16 protein-coding genes are annotated in these 18405 nt (G+C 72.1%); 8 read left to right on the forward strand and 8 right to left on the reverse strand.

Annotated features, from left to right (window positions below; all coding sequences use genetic code 11):
• Nucleotides 1-41: 41 nt before the first annotated feature.
• Together RCO28_RS01695 and RCO28_RS01700 are read right to left on the reverse strand one after the other, a co-directional pair.
• Complete coding sequence (locus RCO28_RS01695; protein WP_308939087.1) at nt 42-1211, reverse strand: glycosyltransferase family 4 protein; 1170 nt, start codon at nt 1209-1211, stop codon at nt 42-44.
• Between the two features lie 375 nt (nt 1212-1586).
• Nucleotides 1587-2546, reverse strand: a complete 960-nt coding sequence (locus RCO28_RS01700) for a DUF3068 domain-containing protein (RefSeq protein WP_308939088.1) — start codon at nt 2544-2546, stop codon at nt 1587-1589.
• Nucleotides 2547-2935: 389 nt separating this feature from the next.
• On the opposite strand from RCO28_RS01700, the gene RCO28_RS01705 reads away from it, so the two are divergent.
• The 3 genes from RCO28_RS01705 to RCO28_RS01715 all read left to right on the forward strand — a co-directional run bounded on the left by RCO28_RS01705 (nt 2936) and on the right by RCO28_RS01715 (nt 5097).
• Nucleotides 2936-3088 (forward strand): hypothetical protein, encoded by a 153-nt coding sequence (locus RCO28_RS01705; protein ID WP_308939089.1) that lies wholly within the window; start codon nt 2936-2938, stop codon nt 3086-3088.
• A gap of 5 nt (nt 3089-3093) precedes the next feature.
• Nucleotides 3094-4356, forward strand: coding sequence for a helix-turn-helix domain-containing protein (locus tag RCO28_RS01710; RefSeq protein ID WP_308939090.1), 1263 nt, complete (start codon nt 3094-3096; stop codon nt 4354-4356).
• A gap of 81 nt (nt 4357-4437) precedes the next feature.
• Entirely contained in the window at nt 4438-5097 is a 660-nt protein-coding gene (locus RCO28_RS01715; RefSeq protein ID WP_308939091.1) for a hypothetical protein, read from the forward strand.
• A gap of 126 nt (nt 5098-5223) precedes the next feature.
• Here the strand turns inward: RCO28_RS01715 and RCO28_RS01720 are convergent, their stop codons facing one another.
• Nucleotides 5224-5661, reverse strand: a complete 438-nt coding sequence (locus RCO28_RS01720; RefSeq protein WP_308939092.1) for a MarR family transcriptional regulator — start codon at nt 5659-5661, stop codon at nt 5224-5226.
• Nucleotides 5662-5780: 119 nt separating this feature from the next.
• Here RCO28_RS01720 and RCO28_RS01725 point away from each other — a divergent pair, with 119 nt between their 5' ends.
• Together RCO28_RS01725 and RCO28_RS01730 are read left to right on the forward strand one after the other, a co-directional pair.
• Nucleotides 5781-6800: an NADP-dependent oxidoreductase gene (locus RCO28_RS01725; protein ID WP_308939093.1), complete on the forward strand. Its 1020-nt coding sequence runs from the start codon at nt 5781-5783 to the stop codon at nt 6798-6800.
• Between the two features lie 72 nt (nt 6801-6872).
• Nucleotides 6873-7298: an organic hydroperoxide resistance protein gene (locus tag RCO28_RS01730; RefSeq protein WP_308939094.1), complete on the forward strand. Its 426-nt coding sequence runs from the start codon at nt 6873-6875 to the stop codon at nt 7296-7298.
• A gap of 79 nt (nt 7299-7377) precedes the next feature.
• On the opposite strand, the gene RCO28_RS01735 is transcribed toward RCO28_RS01730, so the two are convergent.
• Complete coding sequence (locus RCO28_RS01735; protein ID WP_308939095.1) at nt 7378-9729, reverse strand: M14 family zinc carboxypeptidase; 2352 nt, start codon at nt 9727-9729, stop codon at nt 7378-7380.
• A gap of 145 nt (nt 9730-9874) precedes the next feature.
• Between RCO28_RS01735 and RCO28_RS01740 the strand changes: the two genes are divergently transcribed.
• Nucleotides 9875-10777 (forward strand): EI24 domain-containing protein, encoded by a 903-nt coding sequence (locus tag RCO28_RS01740; RefSeq protein WP_308939661.1) that lies wholly within the window; start codon nt 9875-9877, stop codon nt 10775-10777.
• Nucleotides 10778-10802: 25 nt separating this feature from the next.
• Here the strand turns inward: RCO28_RS01740 and RCO28_RS01745 are convergent, their stop codons facing one another.
• Together RCO28_RS01745 and RCO28_RS01750 are read right to left on the reverse strand one after the other, a co-directional pair.
• Entirely contained in the window at nt 10803-12044 is a 1242-nt protein-coding gene (locus RCO28_RS01745) for a pyroglutamyl peptidase (RefSeq protein ID WP_374991075.1), read from the reverse strand.
• 59 nt (nt 12045-12103) lie between these two features.
• Nucleotides 12104-12697: a TetR/AcrR family transcriptional regulator gene (locus RCO28_RS01750; protein WP_308939096.1), complete on the reverse strand. Its 594-nt coding sequence runs from the start codon at nt 12695-12697 to the stop codon at nt 12104-12106.
• 170 nt (nt 12698-12867) lie between these two features.
• Here RCO28_RS01750 and RCO28_RS01755 point away from each other — a divergent pair, with 170 nt between their 5' ends.
• Complete coding sequence (locus RCO28_RS01755; RefSeq protein WP_308939097.1) at nt 12868-15339, forward strand: glycoside hydrolase family 3 C-terminal domain-containing protein; 2472 nt, start codon at nt 12868-12870, stop codon at nt 15337-15339.
• On the opposite strand, the gene RCO28_RS01760 is transcribed toward RCO28_RS01755, so the two are convergent.
• A complete protein-coding gene (locus RCO28_RS01760) occupies nt 15340-16269 on the reverse strand; it encodes an SGNH/GDSL hydrolase family protein (RefSeq protein WP_308939098.1) in 930 nt (309 codons plus the stop codon).
• Between the two features lie 286 nt (nt 16270-16555).
• Between RCO28_RS01760 and RCO28_RS01765 the strand changes: the two genes are divergently transcribed.
• Nucleotides 16556-17050, forward strand: a complete 495-nt coding sequence (locus tag RCO28_RS01765) for a DUF3145 domain-containing protein (RefSeq protein ID WP_308939099.1) — start codon at nt 16556-16558, stop codon at nt 17048-17050.
• Between the two features lie 72 nt (nt 17051-17122).
• Here the strand turns inward: RCO28_RS01765 and fabF are convergent, their stop codons facing one another.
• Nucleotides 17123-18385: a beta-ketoacyl-ACP synthase II gene (fabF, locus tag RCO28_RS01770; RefSeq protein WP_308939100.1), complete on the reverse strand. Its 1263-nt coding sequence runs from the start codon at nt 18383-18385 to the stop codon at nt 17123-17125.
• Nucleotides 18386-18405: the final 20 nt, after the last annotated feature.

The following is an 18405-nucleotide window of genomic DNA, read 5'->3' on the forward strand; positions in this document are numbered from 1 at the left end:
GTCCTCAAACGCCGGACAGGCTGAATTTGACACCGGGTTCCTCACCGTTGCGCCGCCTGGACAGCCTCAACCGCCACCTCACGGAACCGGCGCACCGTATTCGCCCAGCGGTAGTCCGCCGCGCGGCTGGCAGCAGCCTTGCCCATGGTCTGGCGTCGCTCCGCGGACAGCGTCAGGGCGCACCACGCGGCGGCGAAGGATGATTCCCCGCGCGCCAACACCCCCGTAACACCGTCCTCGACGGAGTCGCGCAGGCCCGGTACGTCGAAGCCGATCGCCGGGGTGCCGCGGGTGGCGGCCTCTGTGACGACCAGGCCCCAGCCCTCCACCGCGGACGGGTGGAGCAGCAGCCAGGACGCGCAGAGCAGCCGGTGCTTCTCGGCCTCCGAGACATGGCCCGCGAACTCCACGGAGGGGCCCGCGAGTTGTTCGAGCCGGCCGCGTTCGGGACCGTCGCCGACGATCACCAGACGGCCGCCGGTCACGGGCCGGACCCGCTCCCAGAGCCGCAGCAGCAGATCGATGCGCTTGTACTCGACGAGACGGCCCATCGCGAGGAACAGCGGTTCCTCGGAGCGTGGTTCGAGCGGCCCCGGGTCGTCGACGCCGTTGTGCACGACGCGTATCCGGTCGCCGGGCACGCCGATGTCGCGCAGCGCGTCGGCCGTGGACGGGGAGACGGCAACAAGCAGGTTGCCGCGCTGCGCCCCGGCGAGCGCCCAGTGCTCCAGGCGCCTGCCGAGCCGGGCGGCGGGGCCGGGATAGCGCATGCCCCACAGCTCGGTGTGGACGTGGTTGACGAGGCAGAGCGTGGGCCCGCGATGCCACAGCGGCGCCAGGTACGGCATGCCGTTGCAGACCTCGACGAGCAGATCACAGTCGCCCACCTGGCGGGTGAACGCGGAGCGCGCCCTCAGGTAGTGCCCGAGGTCGCCGCCCGCCGAGACCACGCGGTAGTCGCGGTACGCGGCCGGGCCGCCGCAGAGCAGCGTCACCTGGTGGCCGCTGCGGGTCAGTCCCCCGGCGAGCTGGTCGACGAGGAGTTCGGAGCCGCCCGCGGCCGGGTTGCCGAGGTCGCGGCGGGACAGGAACACGATCCGGCGCGGGTGCGGGGGACGGGCGCCGGACGGCGCGGGGGCGAGGGCCTGAGCGTCCTCGGGTTCAGCCTGGGGGTCCGGGGCGCGCAGCATGGGGGGTACGTGCTGGGGCATCCGTGCTCCAACTCGTCTCGGGGTGCGGAACTGATGTGGGGGTGAGCGGGACCGCACGGGGCGGGGTGGTGCGCGGTGCGTACGAAGGTGTGGGGGCGAAGGTGCCGGGACGGACGTTGTGGGGACGAAGGTGCCGGGACGGACGTGCGGGACTGTGCGGGGGCCGTGCGGGACTGTGCGGGACTGTGCGGGGGCCGTGCGTAAGGGGTGGTGCCGATCGCCTGGTCTCTGTGGTGTCGCTGTGTGCGTTCGGTGTGATGAGTGGGTGGGGGTCGCCAGTTTTCGCCCCGGCGTTCGATGCGGCTACTCACCGAGGTGACAATTTCGCGCCCAGTTCCCGCCGTCGACACATCACTTCGTGCGGTAATCCAGCGGTCACTGCGAGGATTCGGCCACGCCCTCCGGCCGGACTCGGCCCCGTACGACCAGGAACGTGCCGATGGCCGCGAGGACCAGGCCAAGGCCTGCGGCGCCGAGCGGGGCGGTCTCGCCGACCAGCTTCAGCCGGCTGCTGTCGTTGTCCGCGAGGGCCACCTGGGTCTTCTGCGTGGCCTCGGTGAACGCGATCTTCCGGCTGTCCAGGAGCACCACCGCGTCCTTCTCCGCGCCCGGCTTGCGCAGCGTCTTGCGGGGCCCGATCTGCGCGTACACGATCCGCCCGGTGCGCCGGTCGACGACCAGCTCCACGCCGTGGTTCGCGTACCACTCCTCGGCGAGGACCTGGCTCGCCTTCGACCCGACGAGCCGCCCCGGCACCTGCCGCGTCCCGGTCTTCGTGGCCTTCACGGTGCCGGTGAAGCGCAGCCCCTCGTAGCCCTGGACCTGCTTCATGCCGCTGAACTTCAGCGGCACGGTCGCGCCGAGGGTGTTGTCCCACCAGCGGTACGTGCGCTCCTGCACGTCGAACGGGAACTTCAGGTAGGCCTCGCCCTCGAAGTAGGGCTCCTCGTCGCAGCAGTGCACGGGGCGGTTGGTCTTCCGGTCGGTGACCCAGCGCTCGGTGGTCCACTGCAGCGAGTCGTGCGGGTCGGCCGCGGGCAGCGACTTGTCCGGGTCGACCGAGGTGGACACGTCCCAGACGGCGTGCTCGTCGCTGCTGTCGGCGACGTCGCCGCGCACCTGCCGGGTCACCGTCAGATCGGCGCCCTCGACGGTCTTGACCTTGTCCGTGTCGAAGTAGGCCCCCTTGCCCTCGAACACCGTGACCGTGTCGATGTCGACGGGGCTGACCTTGGCCCGTGGCTCCACGTACCAGGCCAGCATCGGGGCGAGCACGAGCAGGAAGACGCCGGCCCCGAGGAGGACCAGCGAGAGAGGCGAGGCGGTACGGCGCATCCGGGCACTCCAGGGCGGGTGAGAGGCCGCTCGACCGGCGCGGACGCGGCGGGAGCGGTGGTGGATGAGAGCTGCGTGAACGGGAGCACGGCAGACGGAACCCGACCCCGCGGTCAACGGGGCCGGCCCTGCCGGAATGGCAGGGCGGAGAGCACAGGCGGTCTCAGACCCCGCTCAGCTGGACCGGACGGTCGACGTCGACCGGATGCGACCTGATCCGCCGGACAGGGCCTGGGCCGGGACCGTAGGCCCACTCTTGACGCGCTGTCAATGGACCCTTGACACTGGCAGTCGCCGGACGGGGACCCCGGCGACGGGGCGGCCGTAGGCCCTGCCTTCATGGCAGGACCTGGGCGGGGTGGTGTCGCCGACAGAGAGGCTGACCTGCCATGCACCGACTTCTCGCCGCAGCACTCACCGCGCTCTGCGCCGCAGCACTCGCCGTCGGCGCCGCCCTCGGCATCGTCGCGATCCTGGGCGCCACACCGGAGCAGCCCAACACACCCCTGATCAGCTACGAGCAGGCGCAGCAGGGACGTTGACCACCATGAGCGCACGCTCCGCGTGGCGGACGGTGCCCCGGCTGAAGATGGCCCGGTTCGCCGAGATCGCCATGGACGAGGTGCCGCGCCTCGCCGACGACATCCTGCGCGAGATCCGCCGCGAGTACCCCCATCTGCCCGTCGTCCTCAACGACTCCGGCGAACCGATGGCGCTCGTCGGCATCCGCCGCGCCCTGGAGGTCTTCGTCCAGCAGGTCGCCCACACCGAGGACCGGCCCCGCTATCACCCGGAGGTCTTCCAGGAGTTCGGCCGCGGCGAGGGGCTGCACGGCCGCAGCCTGGACTCGCTGCAGGCCATCTACCGGCTCGGCGTCCGCCTCGCCTGGCGCCGCCTCGCCGAGATCGGCCAGCTCGTCGAGATCCCGCCCCCGGCCATGTACGAACTCGCCGAAGCGGGCTTCGAGTATCTGGACGGCCTCGTCGACCAGTCCGTACGCGGCTACGCCGAAGCCGCGGCCCGACAGGCGGGTGAACGGCTGCGCCTGCAGCGGAAGTTGATGGAGCTGCTCCTTGTCGAGCACCGCACCGACCCCGCCGAGGCGATCGCCGAGCGTGCCGCCCGCGTCGGCTGGACACCGCCCGAGCGGGTGGCCGTCGGCGTCCTGCTCCGCCCGGCCCGCGAGGCCGTCGCCCCCGCCGTCGGCCAGGACGTCCTGCTCGACATGGAGACCGAACAGCCCCGCATGGTCGTCCCCGAACCGGACGCCGCCGGCCGGCCCGAACTGCTGCGCCGAGCCATGACCGGCTGGGCCGGGGCGATCGGGCCGCCCGTGCCGCTCGTCGACGCCGCGAAGTCGCTGCGCTGGGCGGAGGCCGCGGTCCGGCTGATGGAGCGCGGACTGCTGCCCGGCGGCGAGGTGCTGTTCTGCGCCGAGCACACCGAGGCCCTCGTCCTGCTCCAGCCCGAGGAGCTGATCAACGACCTGGCCCGCCGCACCCTCGCCCCGCTCGCCCACTGCGGCTCCGCCCACGGCCGCCGCCTGGCCGAGACCCTGCTCGCCTGGCTGGAGACCCGCGGCGGCGCCCCCGAGGTCGCCGCTCGCCTAGGCGTCCACCCGCAGACGGTCCGCTACCGGCTGCGGCAGATCCGGGAGCTGTGGGGCGACGAGATCGACAACCCGGACCGCCGCTTCGAACTGGAACTGGTCCTTCGCGCACAACGCCTCAGAGGCGGCATTTCAAGCCCTCCGACGGACGGGGCCCCGGGGGCGTCTCCCGATCTTCGAGGGACGTCTCCTAGCCGCTGACCAGCCACGGCAGGACTTGGCACACAACCTTCACACCACCTACCTCAACCGTTACGGGAGCACCTCTAGCCTCCCGAATTCATGGACTACTGCCACCCCTGCCGCCGCCACCTCAACGGCGCCCTCGCCTGCCCCGGCTGCGGCACACCCGCCGAGGCCTGCCGCAGGTACGCCGAGGAGATGGCGGCCGCCGAGGCGGCAGCGGGCGGCGCCGCGCACCGCGGGGACGAGCCGGACGAGCCGCGCCGCTCCCGCCGGGCCGACGGCCGAGCCCGTCGCCGGGACGCCGAGCGGCGCCGCCGTCGTACCCGCGCCCTCGTCGTCGGCGCCGGGTTCCTGCTGGTCGCGGGCGGTCTGGGCGCGGCCCAGCTGAGCGGCGACGCCGAGCCCGAGGACCGCGCGGCCCCCGCGCAGCCGGACGCCCCGGAAAGCACGGACGCGGTCCACCCCACCCAGACCGCGGCGGAGACCGGCCGGGCCGACCGCAGCGACCGCGCACCGTCGGGCACCACCTCCGCGACGCCCGGCACGCCGGAGGCGGACGCGACGACGAAGGCCCCGAAGAAGTCCGACAAGCCGGACAAAGCCACCAAGTCCCCGGACGGGAAGCCGAGTTCGACGCCACCCTCGCAGCGCCCGCCGACCCAGCGCCCCACCCCTCCGCCCACCACGCAGCAGCCCCCGGAGCCGGAGCCCGAACCGTCCCAGACCTGCGACCGGTTCCTGTGGTGGTGCACGTAGGCGAGTGGCGACGCTCCCCTGCCCCCGAGCCGGGCGCTCATCTCCCCGAACAGGGCACTCACCTGCCCCCCGAGCCGGGCGCTCACCTGTCCCCGAGCCGGGCGCTCACGTCCCCGAGGTGGCCGCTCACGCGTCCAGCATCAGCCTCAGCAGGTCCCGCAGTGCCACCCGCTGCTCCCTCGACAGCGTCCCCAGAGGCTCGCGCGCGAAGTCGTCCAGGCCGTCGCGGAGTTCGCGTGCCGTGCGCTTGCCGTCCTCCGTCGTGGCGGCCAGCTTCACGCGCCGGTCGGCCGGGTCGGGGCGGCGCTCGACGAGGCCGCGGGACTCCAGGCGGTCCACGATGCCCGTGACGTTGGACGGCTCGCACTTCAGCTTCTGCGCGATCCGCCGCATCGGCATCGGTTCGAGGGAGAGCAGCCCGAGGACCCGGGCCTGGGCTCCGGTCAGGGTGTGCTTGCTCGCGGCCCGCTCGTACTCGTCGTGGTAGCGGTTCACCACGGAGCCGATCAGCTCGACGACCTCCAGGGTCAGCGGGTCGGTGCGGGGCGTGCGGGATGTGGCCATGCACACCAGCGTACCCATTTACTTGACAACATGAAATATCCAGGAGCATGGTTGTTTCACGTTCTGAAGTAGTTTCCCGGCAATCCCCGGGGTTGCTACGTCTCAAGGAGGCCGCACCCATGTCGTCACTGCCTTCCACCAGCCGCGCCTGGCACCTGGTCGCCCGCCCGCACGGCTGGCCCGAGGACTCCGACTTCGAACTCCGTGAGGTGCCCCTCGCCGCGCCCGCCGAGGGCCACATCCTCGTGAAGAACCTGCACTACTCGGTCGACCCGTACATGCGCGGCCGGATGAACGACGTGAAGTCGTACGTCCCGCCCTTCCAGCTGGACCAGCCCCTGGACGGCGGCGCGGTCGGCGAGGTCGTCGCCTCGAACGACCCGGGCTTCGCGGTGGGCGACCACGTCCTGCACGGCCTGGGCTGGCGCGACTACGCCGACGTACCGGCGAAGCACGCCAAGAAGGTCGACGCCTCGATCGCCCCGCTCTCCGCCTACCTGGGCGTCCTCGGCATGCCGGGCCTCACCGCGTACGCGGGCCTCCTGGAGGTCGCCTCGTTCAAGGAGGGCGACGCGGTGTTCGTGTCCGGCGCCGCCGGTGCCGTGGGCAGCCAGGTCGGCCAGATCGCCCGGATCAAGGGCGCCTCGCGGGTCATCGGCTCGGCCGGCACCGACGAGAAGGTCAAGCTCCTCACCGAGGAGTACGGCTTCGACGCGGCCTTCAACTACAAGAAGGGCCCGGTCGCCGAGCAGCTGAAGGAGGCCGCCCCGGACGGCATCGACGTCTACTTCGACAACGTCGGCGGCGACCACCTGGAGGCCGCCATCAGCCGCCTCAACGTGCACGGCCGCGTCACCGTCTGCGGCATGATCGCCGGCTACAACGACGCCGAGCCGACTCCCGGCCCGCGCAACATGGCCATGATCATCGGCAAGCGGCTGCGGCTCCAGGGCCTGATCGTCACCGACCACCAGGCCCTTCAGCCCCAGTTCGTCCAGGACGTCGCCTCCTGGATCGCGTCCGGCGAGCTCAAGTTCAACGAGACGTTCGTCGACGGCATCGAGAACGGCGTGGACGCCTTCCTCGGCGTCCTGCGCGGTGACAACACCGGAAAGATGGTCGTCAACCCGACCCGTTAAGGTCTCACCAGTGACCGTTCCCGGGTCGTGGGCGCGAGCCCGGGGCGGCGCAACCATGGAGGAAAGCAGCAAATGGCCATCCAGCAGTCCGACGTCAAGTACACCGCCGTTGCCACCGCGGAGGGCGGCCGTGACGGTCGCGTCGCCGCCACCGACGGCAAGCTCGACGTCGTCGTCAACCCGCCCAAGGAGATGGGCGGCTCCGGCGACGGCACCAACCCCGAGCAGCTCTTCGCCGCCGGTTACGCGGCGTGCTTCCAGGGTGCGCTCGGCGTCGTCGCCCGGAACGAGAAGGTCGACATCACGGGCTCGCTCGTGACCGCCGAGGTCGGCATAGGCTCCAACGACGAGGGCTTCGGCATCATCGTCGCGATCAAGGGCTCCATCCCGACCGTGGACGCGGCCACCGCCAAGTCCCTGCTCGAGAAGGCCCACCAGGTGTGCCCGTACTCCAAGGCCACCCGCGGCAACATCGAGGTCAGCCTCGCCGTCGCCTGATGACCCCCGCACGACCCGAGGGCCGCACTCCGTCCGTGGAGTGCGGCCCTCGGTGTGTTCCCGGGCGCGTATCCCGGGGTCAGCCGATGAGCGCCCGCCCGACCTGCGGGAACAGGCCCTTCGGGTGCGCCCGGAACAGCGGCTCCGTGCCGAAGAGCACGACCTGAGCGCCGCCCGCACGCCCGCTGACCACGGACGCCTTCCCCGCCGCGTCCCGCGGACCGCCCTTGCCGTCGTCCGTCACCCGCCAGTGCCCGGCGACCAGCGGATTCCCGGTCGCGTACGACTGCTCGACGCGGACCCCCGAGCCGAGGCCCGTGAACCACAGCGGCGAGTACACGAAGCTGTGCGCCGGGGCTCCCTTCGTGAGCGAGCCCTCGTTCCGCACCCGCACCACGCCGTTGGCCGCCTCGTTGCCCTCGACCGCCGTCACGTCGAGCAGCTTCGCCGACGCGTTGAACGCGGCACCCTCCGCTCCCCGCGCCACGACCCGGCCGCCGTCCGCGAGGAAGCCGTCGAGGGCCTTCCTCGCGGCGGCGTCCAGCTTGTCGTGGGCGAGCCCGGAGGAGACGAAGAGCACATCGGTGTTCTTCCAGTCGAAGCCGTCGTTGAGGGCCGCCGTCGACACCGGCGTCACGTCGAACTTCATCTCCCGCAGCGCGAACAGCTCACCCGGTGTGACGGCCGCCGCGACCTTCGTCCGGTGCCGCCCGTTGGCCGCCGCGACCGCCTCGGCCGAGTCGAGGCTCCGCCCCGGATCAGCGGCCGCCGCGCTCCGTACCGCCGTGCGCCGCACATCCAGGTCCGTGCCCTCCGGCACCGCCCGTACGTCCGCGCCCCACAGCAGGCCGAGGCTCCAGCCGGAGATGTCGTACATCGTCGACACCTTGTCGCTGATGTCCCGGCCGTCGGCGAGCAGCACATTCGCCATGCCGCGCTTCGACTGGTGCAGGTCCACCACGTACGAACCCGCCGGGTGGGAACGGCCCGCGAGCCGGAACGCGTGGCTCGCGCGCTCCACCCGTACGTCGTTGGCGAGCAGATGGTTCACCAGCCGGGCCGCGGCCGCGCCCCTCGCCGGGATGACGTACGCCCGCGGGAACTCGGTGGTGTAGACGTCCTCCGGGCCGATCCCCGGAACCCCCGGCACGGTCTCCTCGGAGACCTCCACCTGCTTCTCGCCCGCGTCCGCCCGCCGGAACGTCTCGATCTGGTCGGCGATCAGCGAACTCCGCTTTGAGCGCGCGAAGTCGAGGGTCGCGCGCATCGCCGCGCCCGCGATGTCCACGTTGATCGCGGAGCGGCGGCGCAGCTCGGCCACCGGCAGCTCGTCGTAGGCGTCGTTGTTCACCCGCATCGGGAACTCGATGGTGTGCGAGGCGACCGCGCCGTGGAACGGCATGTACTGCGGCGTGAAGATCGGCGGCCAGTCGTCCCAGCCCTCCTCCTGGTCCCGGAACGGGATCACGGCGGGCTTCACGCCGTCCCTCTCCTCGGTGTAGCCGAGGCCGTTGACGGACTTCTCCATCCCGAGGGCGTTGGCGTACGTGTTCTTCAGGAAGAGGTCGTACTCGTAGTTCTCGCCGTGCGGGGGAGTGGTCGGCTCGATCAGGGTGCCGTTGACGTACCCGTGCAGATCGATCATCACGGCGGGCTGCTTGTCGATGGCGATCTGCCGCATGGCGCGCGTCTCCGGCTGGGACGCGGTGACGAAGTCGCGGTTCAGGTCGAAGCCGTTGCCGTTGGCGCGGGTCCCGGCGATCCGGCCGTCCGGGTTGGCCGTGACGTTGAAGTACACCCGCGACCGGTCGAGCAGCCGCTCGGTCTTCTCGCTCTTCGACGTGGCGAGTTCCTCGATGAGTCCGAGGGCGGCGTCGGTGCCCTCCCACTCGTTGCCGTGGATGTTGTTGTTGACGAAGACGGGCGTCTTGTAACGGGCCTTGATGCGCGGGTCCTTCGCGGCCCGCGCGGGCGCGCGCTCGATCAGCTCCCGCATCCGCTCCTGCTCCCGCGCCGTACGCGCCGACTCGGGCGAGGTCACGGTGACCAGATACAGCGGGTGCCCCTTCGAGGACCGCCCGGCGATCTCCACGCTGACCCGGTCGCCCAGCTCCTGCAGCTCGTTGAGGGCCGGTGCGATCGCGTGGTACGGGGTCAGGCCCAGCTTGACCGACTTGTCGCCGGGGTTCTCCGGCTGGGCGGGAAGGACCTGCTCGCGCGGGTAGCCGCCGGTGGCCGCCGACAGCGCCGACGGTGTGTCCCGCAGGGCCCGTTCGGCTGCGGCGGCCGGGGACGTGGCCGCGCGGCCGTCCGCGCGCGCCCCGCTGTCCCGGACCGGGCTCGGCCCACCGGCGTCGGCGCTCGCGCCCAGCGGTGCGAGCAGGGCCGCGCTCGTCGCGGCGGCCAGGGTGATGGCTACGGGTCTGGGCATGCCCACACGTACCTCCGGGAGATCGATACCGGAGGTCTACCGGACCAACTCCGCGCCAACAAGAGGGACTTGACTGTCGTGACAGCACCGTTGCCCCGCGCCGACAGGGCGCCGACACGCTCCAGTTAGGGTGTCGCCCATGGCCATGCGTGATCTGGGAACCGGTTTTGGATATCTCGCGAAGGGTCAGCGCTGGGCCGCGGGCCACGGGCGCTGGCTCGGCTTCGGCCTGATCCCGGGCCTGATCACCCTCCTCCTGTACGCGGCGGCCCTGACCGGCCTCGCCCTCGGCGCCGACGACCTGATCGCCTGGGCCACGCCGTTCGCCGACGACTGGTCGTCCCCCTGGATCGGCCTCTTCCGCGGCTTCCTCACGGTGCTGCTCTTCGTCCTCGGCCTGTTCCTCGCGGTGATCACGTTCACCGCGGTGACGCTCCTGGTCGGCCAGCCCTTCTACGAGTCGCTGTCCGAGCAGGTCGACAAGTCCGAGTCGCCCGACGGCACCGCGCCCGAGTCGGGCCTGCCGCTCCTGCGCGAGCTGTGGATCTCGGCCCGCGACAGCCTGCGCATCCTGGTCCGCGCCGTGCTCTGGGCCGTCCTGCTGTTCTTCCTCGGCTTCATCCCGGTGATCGGCCAGACCGTCGTCCCGGCGATCGGCTTCTGCGTGACGGGCTTCTTCCTCGCCCAGGAACTCACCTCGGTCGCCCTGCAGCGCCGCCGCGTCGAAGTCCGCGAACAGCTCGCCCTGCTGCGCGCCAACCGCATGATGACCTGGGGCTTCGGCGTGCCGCTCGCGCTGTCGTTCCTGATCCCGTTCGTGGCGGTCTTCCTGATGCCGGGCGCGGTCGCGGGCGCCACGCTGATGGTGCGCGACCTGCGCGGCGAGAACGAACTCCCGCCGCAGCAGCCGGGCCCGCAGGGCGGCCAGGTCCAGGGCCAGGTCCAGGCCCCCGGCCCGTACGGACAGCCGCACCAGCCGGGGCAGCCGCCTCAGGCCCAGCACCCGCAGCAGCCGCAGCCCCTCCAGAACAACCCGTACGCGAAGTAGCGCCGACGCCGGGCCCGCGCGGGGCTCAGCCCTCGGACGCCACCACGCCCACGATCGCCCGTACCTGCGCCACGATCGCGAGCCGGTTGCGTACGAACTCCGGGTCCGTGACCGTGCCGTTCGCCGGGTCCGTGTTGCCCGCGCCGAACTGCAGGACCGGCGTGTGCACATGGCCGCCCGGCAGCTTGTCGCGCAGGCCGAGCCGGTCGCGCAGCAGCGTCGCTCGGTACGCGATCTCGTTCGAGAGGTAGTCACCGCCTCCGCCCGCGCGGGCCGTCGACCCCTCCGTCGGCCCGTCCGGCCGCTCCACCGGCTCGCTCGCCCCGGCCGGGATCTCCGTCACCTCGGTGTTGTCGTACACGGGGAACGGCCCGGTGTCCGCGGCCACGATCCGCTCGTACGGCAGGGTCGTACGGGTCCACTGCGGCTGTGTGTCCGGGTCGGTGACCGGCACCGTCTCCGTGCGCGACACGTTCAGGTTGTCCGGGAAGCCGCCCCGCCAGGCCCCGTTGAACCGCTCCACGTCGAAGCGGCCCACCCGGCCCTGGCTCACCGTCGTGAAGGCGTCCACGCGCGGCAGGTGCGGGCGCAGGGCGCGCTCCACCGCGCCGTCCGCGAAGTCCTGCCAGCGCACGGGGAACACGACCACCTCGACCCGCGCCCGCCGCCCATCCGTAGTCCGCACATACGTACCGTCGAGCGCGAGCGCCGCCGCGCCCGAGGGGTTGCTGATGCGGACGTCCCGGTCGAGCGTGAACGGGTCGAAGCCGGTCAGCAGCACCCGCTTCTCGCCCTTGGCGCGCGCGGGGTAGCGGATGTCGTCCTGGCCGCGCGAGGTCCGTTCGAGGGCCGCGAGCAGCTCGGCGCGGCGAGCCGGGGACAGCTCGAACTCGGCTTCCAGGGCGCGCAGTTCACGCGTCATGCCGAGCCGCGCCCAGTACAGCGGCCGGTCGTCGCCCCGGCTCAACTCCCCGTCCGCCACGGGCGCCCGCCCCTGCACCCGGTCGACGGCCCGCTCCCACAGCCGCGCTCCATGGCGTACGACGACGCTCCGGGCCTCGGCGTACGAGTCCGCCTCGCGCAGGGCGCGCGCGAAGTCCGGCGCGGCGTCGTCGAATCCGCTGCGGCGCAGGATCTCCTGCGGTGCCGTGCGGTCCAGGCGCTGCTCCTCGACGGTCGCGGGCTGCGCCGCGGGGGCGGCGCCGAGGGTGAGGGACGAGCAGAGAGTGAGTATCGCGGCACCGAGCCGCACGCGTGCCAGGGTCACAGGGGTCCTTCCGTGAGCCGCCGTCGCCGGTGACGGACGGTGCCGGAAGTATGGCCCAACTAACCGTTCGCGGACGGCTGTTCGGGCCCTTCGCCCACTCCACCTTCGAGCAGCGTCAGGAAGTGCCCGAACGCCGCCCCCATGTCCACCGCGTCCGGGTCCAGGAGCCACTGGAACTGCAGGCCGTCCATCACCGCGACCAGGAGCGGCGCCGCCTGTGCGGGGGTGAGGCCGCTCGGCAGGCACGCGCCGTACTCGGCGCGCAGCACCGTCTCCATCGACGGGCGCACCGCCGCGTACCGCTCCGTGAAGTAGGCGCGCGCCGGGTGGCCCTCCGTGACGCTCTCGCCGAGCAGCGCCGAGAAGGTCTGCACGATGCCCGGCCGCATCGCGTTGTACTCGACCAGGGACTGCAGGAGTTCGAGGCGCCAGGAGCGCGCGGGCACCGCGTCCCACTGGTCGCGCTCCGCGAGGACGGCGACGAGCAGCGCCTCCTTGGTGGAGAAGTAGTGCAGCAGCCCCTGCTGGGTGAGGCCGACGCGCTCCGCGACCGCGCCGAGCGTCGCACCCCGGTAACCGCGCTCCGCGATGACCTCGAGGGCGGCCCGCACGATCTCCGCGCGCCGCTCCTCGCTCCTGGCTCTCGCCGCCATGCCGCCCCACCTCTCGCCGGCCCCGTACGCCTGCCTGCCGGACCGACTTGCCGGACCTGCCAGTTGGACGGTACGGCATGGAAGGTAACGCTCAGGTAACGAAACCTACTGAATTACAGGTTCCGGGTGCAGGATGAGATCCACACGTTGGTGGACGAGGAGGTAGGGCGATGGCGCAGGGTGCTCCCGGGATGCTCGTTCCGCAGGCCGAGCAGGAGCGGGAGGTGGCCGTCGAGGCGGCGCTCGCCCGGCTCGACCTCGACTCCAAGGCCCGGCTGCTCGCCGGTCAGGACATGTGGACGCTGCCCGCGCTCCCGGAGATCGGCCTGGCCTCCCTGGTGCTGTCGGACGGTCCGGTCGGCGTGCGCGGGGTGCGCTGGACCGCCGCCGACCCGTCCGTCGCGCTGCCCTCGCCCACCGCGCTCGCCGCCGCCTGGGACCCGGAGCTCGCCCGCCGCGCCGGACACGTCCTCGCCCAGGAGGCCCGCCGCAAGGGTGTGCACGTCCTCCTCGCGCCGACGGTCAACCTGCACCGCTCCCCGCGCGGCGGCCGCCACTTCGAGGCGTACTCCGAGGATCCGTACCTGACGGGCGAGATCGGCACGGGATACGTGCGCGGCCTGCAGGAGGGCGGCGTCGGTGCGACGGTCAAGCACTTCGTGGCCAACGACGCCGAGACCGACCGCTTCACCGTCAACAACACCGTCGGCCCGCGCCCGCTGCGCGAGCTCTACCTCGCCCCCTTCGAGGCCATCGTCAAGAACGCCCGCCCCTGGGGCATCATGACCGCCTACAACCAGGTCAACGGCACCACGATGACCGAACACGGCCCGCTCGTGAACGACGTCCTGCGCGGCGAGTGGGGCTTCGACGGCGCCAATGTCTCCGACTGGCTGGCCGCCCGCTCCACCCGCGCCGCCATCGAGGGCGGCCTGGACCTCGCGATGCCCGGCCCGCGCACCGTGTACGGCCCGGCGCTCGCCGCCGCCGTCCGCGCGGGCGAGGTCGCGGAGTCCACCGTCGACGGCGCCGTCCGCAACGTCCTGCGGCTCGCCGCCCGCGTCGGCGCCCTCGCCGGGGCCCCGCCCGTCGTCACCGAACCGCCCGCTCCCGTGGACGGCCAGTCCCTGGCCCGCGAGATCGCCCGCCGCGCCTTCGTCCTGGTACGCAACGAGCCACGCGGCGGGAAGGCCGCCCTTCCTCTCCCGTCCGGCCACACCGTCGCCCTGATCGGCGCTGCCGCGCGTGACGCCCGGGTGCTCGGCGGCGGCTCCGCCACCGTCTTCCCCGAGCGCGTCGTCCCGCCCCTCGACGGCCTCCGCGCGGCCCTCCCCGAAGGTGCGCTCACGTACGCCGTCGGCGCCGATCCGAACAGCCAACTCACCGCGGCGGGACCGGGGTTCAGCCTGCGTGCCGTCTGCCGCGACGCCGTCGGCGACGAGCTGGCCACGTTCGATGTGCCCGGCGGGCGGATCCAGTGGTTCGGCGCCGACCTGCCCGCGGGCGTCGCCATGGCCGACGTGCACAGCGTGGAACTCACCGGCACGTTCACCCCGCGCGTCACCGGCACCCACACCTTCGGCACCCGCGGGTTCGGCCGCTTCCGCCTCACCGTCGACGGCGAGCGGCACTCCGACGAGACCCGGCTGCTCGGCCCCGACACCGACCCCTTCGACGCGTTCTTCGGCACGCCCGCCGAGGCCGCCCGCATCGACCTCGCGGCGGGCCGGGACGTGCCGGTCAGCCTCTCCCACGAGGTCAACCGGATCCCCGGCGCCCCGGTCGAGACCATCGGCTTCACCCTCGCGCACCGCGAACCCCAGCGCGACGAGGACGAGTTGATCGCCGAGGCCGTCGCCGCCGCCCGCGCCGCCGACACCGCCGTCGTCGTGGTCGCCACCACCGAACTCGTCGAGTCCGAGGGATTCGACCGCGGCGATCTGCGCCTGCCGGGCCGCCAGGACGACCTTGTCCGCGCCGTCGCCGCGGCCAACCCCCGCACCGTGGTCGTCGTCAACTCCGGCTCCCCGGTGGAGCTCCCGTGGCGGGACGAGGTCGCCGCGATCCTCCTCGGCTGGTTCCCCGGCCAGGAGGGCGGCGCCGCCCTCGCCGACGTCCTCCTCGGCACGGCAGAACCCGGCGGCCGCCTCCCCACCACCTGGGGCGCCCTCGCCGACGCCCCGGTCACCCAAGTCACCCCCACCAACGGCGAACTCCCTTACGCAGAAGGCCTGTTCATCGGCTACCGAGCCTGGGAGCGGACCGGCGCAACCCCCTCGTACCCCTTCGGCCACGGTCTCGGCTACACCGACTGGGAGTACGCATCCCTCAAGGCGAGCCCCGACTCCGCCACGGTCCGCCTGCGCAACACCGGCACCCGCCCCGGCCGCGAGGTCGTCCAGCTCTACCTCGCCCCCACCGCCGACCAGATCGAACGTCCGACCCGCTGGCTCGCCGCTTTCGCGGGAGTCGAGGCCGGACCGGGCGAGAGCGTCGAGATCACGGTCCAACTCCCGCGCCGGGCCTACGAGATATGGGATGAGGAGCAGGGGACGTGGGCCTTGGCGGAGGGCGAGTACGAGATCCAGGCGTCCCGCTCACTCACGGACACCTGCCTGACGGCGAAGGTCGACATCAGCTGATCAATCAGCCCCTCCGGCGTTCGAGGAGCCCGCAGTGACCCGCGTGAACGCCAGCTCCGCCAGCCGAGCCTGCCCACTCTTGCCCGGATGGAAGAAGTCCCAGCGGCTCAACTGCCCCGTACCGAAGCGGTAGTCGAAGACCGCCCCGCCGTCGTACCGGCACAGCTCGTCCTTGGCGCAGACCTCCGCCAGCGCCTCGTTGTACGCCATGACCCGCTCGTACGCAGAGTCCCGGCGCTCCGTCGACCGCGAGTCGACGGCGTCCGGCTCGCCCAGCATCGTCGGGCAGATGCCCAGGCTCCACACCTTCTTGGCCATCGCGCTGCCCCGACCCTGCGACCACAGCCGCTTCAGATCGGGCAAGCTCGCCACGTACACCTGCGCCTTCGGCCGCTCCGCGCGCAACGTACGCAGCGCCTCCGCGAAGTCCGCGCGGAACTCCGCGACCGGCGTCATCGCGTCCACCGAGGCCCGGCACACATCGTTCGCGCCCACCAGTACCGTCACCAGGTCCGGGGACTCGGCGGCCGCCTGCTCCATCTGCGCGGGCAGATCGGCCATCCTGGCGCCGCTGCTCGCGAAGTTCCAACTGCGCTTCGCCGCAGCCTCCTTGCCGAGCAGCCGTACCGCGAGGGAACGCACCTCGGGGTCGGTGCCGGTCGCCCACGACGACTCCGGGCAGTCCGAGAGCACCGAACAGGCGTCGAAGGCCCGCGTGATGGAATCACCCACCGCGGCAAGGGACTTCGGCGAGGTGTCCCAGGCGGGCTCGGGACTCGGGGACGCCTTCGGGCTCGCCTTCGCGGCCTCGGGCGCGGACGCGGCGCCCCCGGAGCCGGAACAGCCGGCCAGCACGGACACACCCAGCACCGCCGCGGCAGCGAACGCGGCCCCGCGACGAAGGGGGCGGATGAAACCGAACTCCCGCATCTGCACGTCCCCGTTCCCGTCCCCTCTGCAACAGCTGTGGCGCCCTGCCGGGTGAATGCTGAACGATTCCCAGCGCTGGGACCGACGGTACGTCACACTCGGGCCGCTGCCGCACGGTAGTTTTGCCACAGTCGAACCCAGAGGCAGGCCGCTGTCTCGGTTCCGGTAAATTACATCACGTCAGATCTGTCCGAATTGGTCATCATTGGCTCCGTTCGGTCAGCATTGCTCGGCACGGGCGCGAGGCCGCTGAGGAAGGCGAACCTCGACCCACACTGGAGGTCCGGTGACGACACGTGGAGTTCTGTACGTGCACTCCGCTCCGCGCGCGCTGTGCCCGCACATCGAATGGGCAGTCGCGGGCGTACTCGGCGGGCGGGTGAACCTCGACTGGATCCGGCAGCCCGCCGCCCCCGGCACGTGGAGATCCGAGTTCTCCTGGCAGGCCGAGCCCGGCACGGCCGCCAAGCTGGCCTCCGCGCTGCGCGGTTGGCAGATGCTGCGCTTCGAGGTCACCGCGGAACCCAGCGCGAGCACGGAGGGCGAGCGGTACAGCGCCACCCCCGACCTCGGCATCTTCCACGCCGTCACCGGCATCCACGGCGACATCCTGATCCCCGAGGACCGGCTGCGCGCCGCCCTCGCCCGCTCGCAGCGCGGCGAGAGCGACCTGGAGTCCGAACTCTCCGGCCTCCTCGGCAAGCCCTGGGACGACGAGTTGGAGCCCTTCCGGTACGCGGGCGAGGGCGCGCCGGTGCGGTGGTTGCACCAGGTGGTGTGACCGACCGCGTAGCGGGTACGCCGAAGCCCCGCCCGGAACTCCCGGGCGGGGCTTCGGCGTACTTACCGAAACTCAGACGGTGCGGAACGCCAGCACGACGTTGTGGCCGCCGAACCCGAACGAGTCGTTCAGGGCAGCGATCGTGCCCTCGGGAAGAGGACGCGACTCGCCGCGGACGATGTCCGCCTCCGCCTCCGGGTCGAGGTTCTCGATGTTGATCGTCGGCGGGGCGACACGGTTCTTCAGCGCGAGGACCGTGGCCACGGTCTCCACGCCGCCCGCGCCACCGAGCAGGTGACCGGTCATCGACTTCGTCGCCGAGACGGCCACGTGGTCCAGGTCGTCGCCGAGGACCTTGCGCAGCGCGCGCAGCTCGCCGATGTCGCCCTGCGGGGTCGACGTGGCGTGCGCGTTGGCGTGCACGATCTCGGCGGGCTTCAGGCCCGTGGAGTCGAGCAGGTTCTGCACCGCCTGCGCGATACCCGTGCCGGACGGCTCGGGCTGCGTGATGTGGTGGGCGTCGGCGGAGATGCCCTGGCCGACGGCCTCGACGTAGATCTTCGCGCCGCGGGCCTTGGCGTGCTCCTCGGACTCCAGGACGACGACGCCGGAGCCCTCGCCGAGCACGAAGCCGTTGCGGTCGACGTCGTAGGGACGGGAGGCGCCCTGCGGGTCGTCGTTGCTCTTGGACATCGCCATCATGTTGCCGAACGCCACCATGGGCAGCGGGTGGATGGCGGCCTCGGTGCCACCGGCGATGACGATGTCGGCACGGCCGGTACGGATCATCTCGATGGCGTAGCCGATGGCCTCGGCGCCGGACGCGCACGCGGAGACCGGGGTGTGCACACCGGCGCGGGCGTTCAGCTCGATACCGACGTTGGCCGCCGGGGAGTTGGGCATCAGCATCGGCACGGTGTGCGGGGAGACGCGGCGTACGCCCTTCTCCTTGAGCACGTCGTACTGGTCGAGCAGCGTCGTGACGCCGCCGATACCGGAGGCGATGACCGCGCCCAGGCGGCTCGGGTCGACGCCGGACTCCTCACCGGCGGCGCCGGTGAGGCCCGCGTCCTGCCAGGCCTCGCGGGCGGCGATCAGCGCGAACTGCGCCGAGCGGTCCAGCTTGCGGGCCTGTGGGCGAGGGATGATCTCGGTCGGTTCCACGGCGATCTGTCCGGCGATCCGGACCGGAAGCTCTGCGGCCCACTCCTGCTCGAGCAGGGAGACACCGGAACGGCCCGCGAGCAGGCCCTCCCAGGTAGAAGCCGCATCGCCACCCAGCGGTGTGGTTGCGCCGATACCGGTGACGACCACGGTGCGATTGGTCGAGTTCACAGGGATTCTTTCTCCACGTA

Origin of the sequence: Streptomyces sp. LHD-70, from assembly GCF_031157275.1 — a bacterium.
GTDB lineage: Bacteria > Actinomycetota > Actinomycetes > Streptomycetales > Streptomycetaceae > Streptomyces.

What these genes read in the sequence shown, in the direction of transcription:
- RCO28_RS01695 (WP_308939087.1), bottom strand. Translation starts at nt 1,211, where the DNA reads ATGCCCCAGCACGTACCCCCCATGCTGCGCGCCCCGGACCCCCAGGCT.
- RCO28_RS01700 (WP_308939088.1), bottom strand. Translation starts at nt 2,546, where the DNA reads ATGCGCCGTACCGCCTCGCCTCTCTCGCTGGTCCTCCTCGGGGCCGGC.
- RCO28_RS01705 (WP_308939089.1), top strand. Translation starts at nt 2,936, where the DNA reads ATGCACCGACTTCTCGCCGCAGCACTCACCGCGCTCTGCGCCGCAGCA.
- RCO28_RS01710 (WP_308939090.1), top strand. Translation starts at nt 3,094, where the DNA reads ATGAGCGCACGCTCCGCGTGGCGGACGGTGCCCCGGCTGAAGATGGCC.
- RCO28_RS01715 (WP_308939091.1), top strand. Translation starts at nt 4,438, where the DNA reads ATGGACTACTGCCACCCCTGCCGCCGCCACCTCAACGGCGCCCTCGCC.
- RCO28_RS01720 (WP_308939092.1), bottom strand. Translation starts at nt 5,661, where the DNA reads ATGGCCACATCCCGCACGCCCCGCACCGACCCGCTGACCCTGGAGGTC.
- RCO28_RS01725 (WP_308939093.1), top strand. Translation starts at nt 5,781, where the DNA reads ATGTCGTCACTGCCTTCCACCAGCCGCGCCTGGCACCTGGTCGCCCGC.
- RCO28_RS01730 (WP_308939094.1), top strand. Translation starts at nt 6,873, where the DNA reads ATGGCCATCCAGCAGTCCGACGTCAAGTACACCGCCGTTGCCACCGCG.
- RCO28_RS01735 (WP_308939095.1), bottom strand. Translation starts at nt 9,729, where the DNA reads ATGCCCAGACCCGTAGCCATCACCCTGGCCGCCGCGACGAGCGCGGCC.
- RCO28_RS01740 (WP_308939661.1), top strand. Translation starts at nt 9,875, where the DNA reads ATGCGTGATCTGGGAACCGGTTTTGGATATCTCGCGAAGGGTCAGCGC.
- RCO28_RS01750 (WP_308939096.1), bottom strand. Translation starts at nt 12,697, where the DNA reads ATGGCGGCGAGAGCCAGGAGCGAGGAGCGGCGCGCGGAGATCGTGCGG.
- RCO28_RS01755 (WP_308939097.1), top strand. Translation starts at nt 12,868, where the DNA reads ATGGCGCAGGGTGCTCCCGGGATGCTCGTTCCGCAGGCCGAGCAGGAG.
- RCO28_RS01760 (WP_308939098.1), bottom strand. Translation starts at nt 16,269, where the DNA reads ATGCGGGAGTTCGGTTTCATCCGCCCCCTTCGTCGCGGGGCCGCGTTC.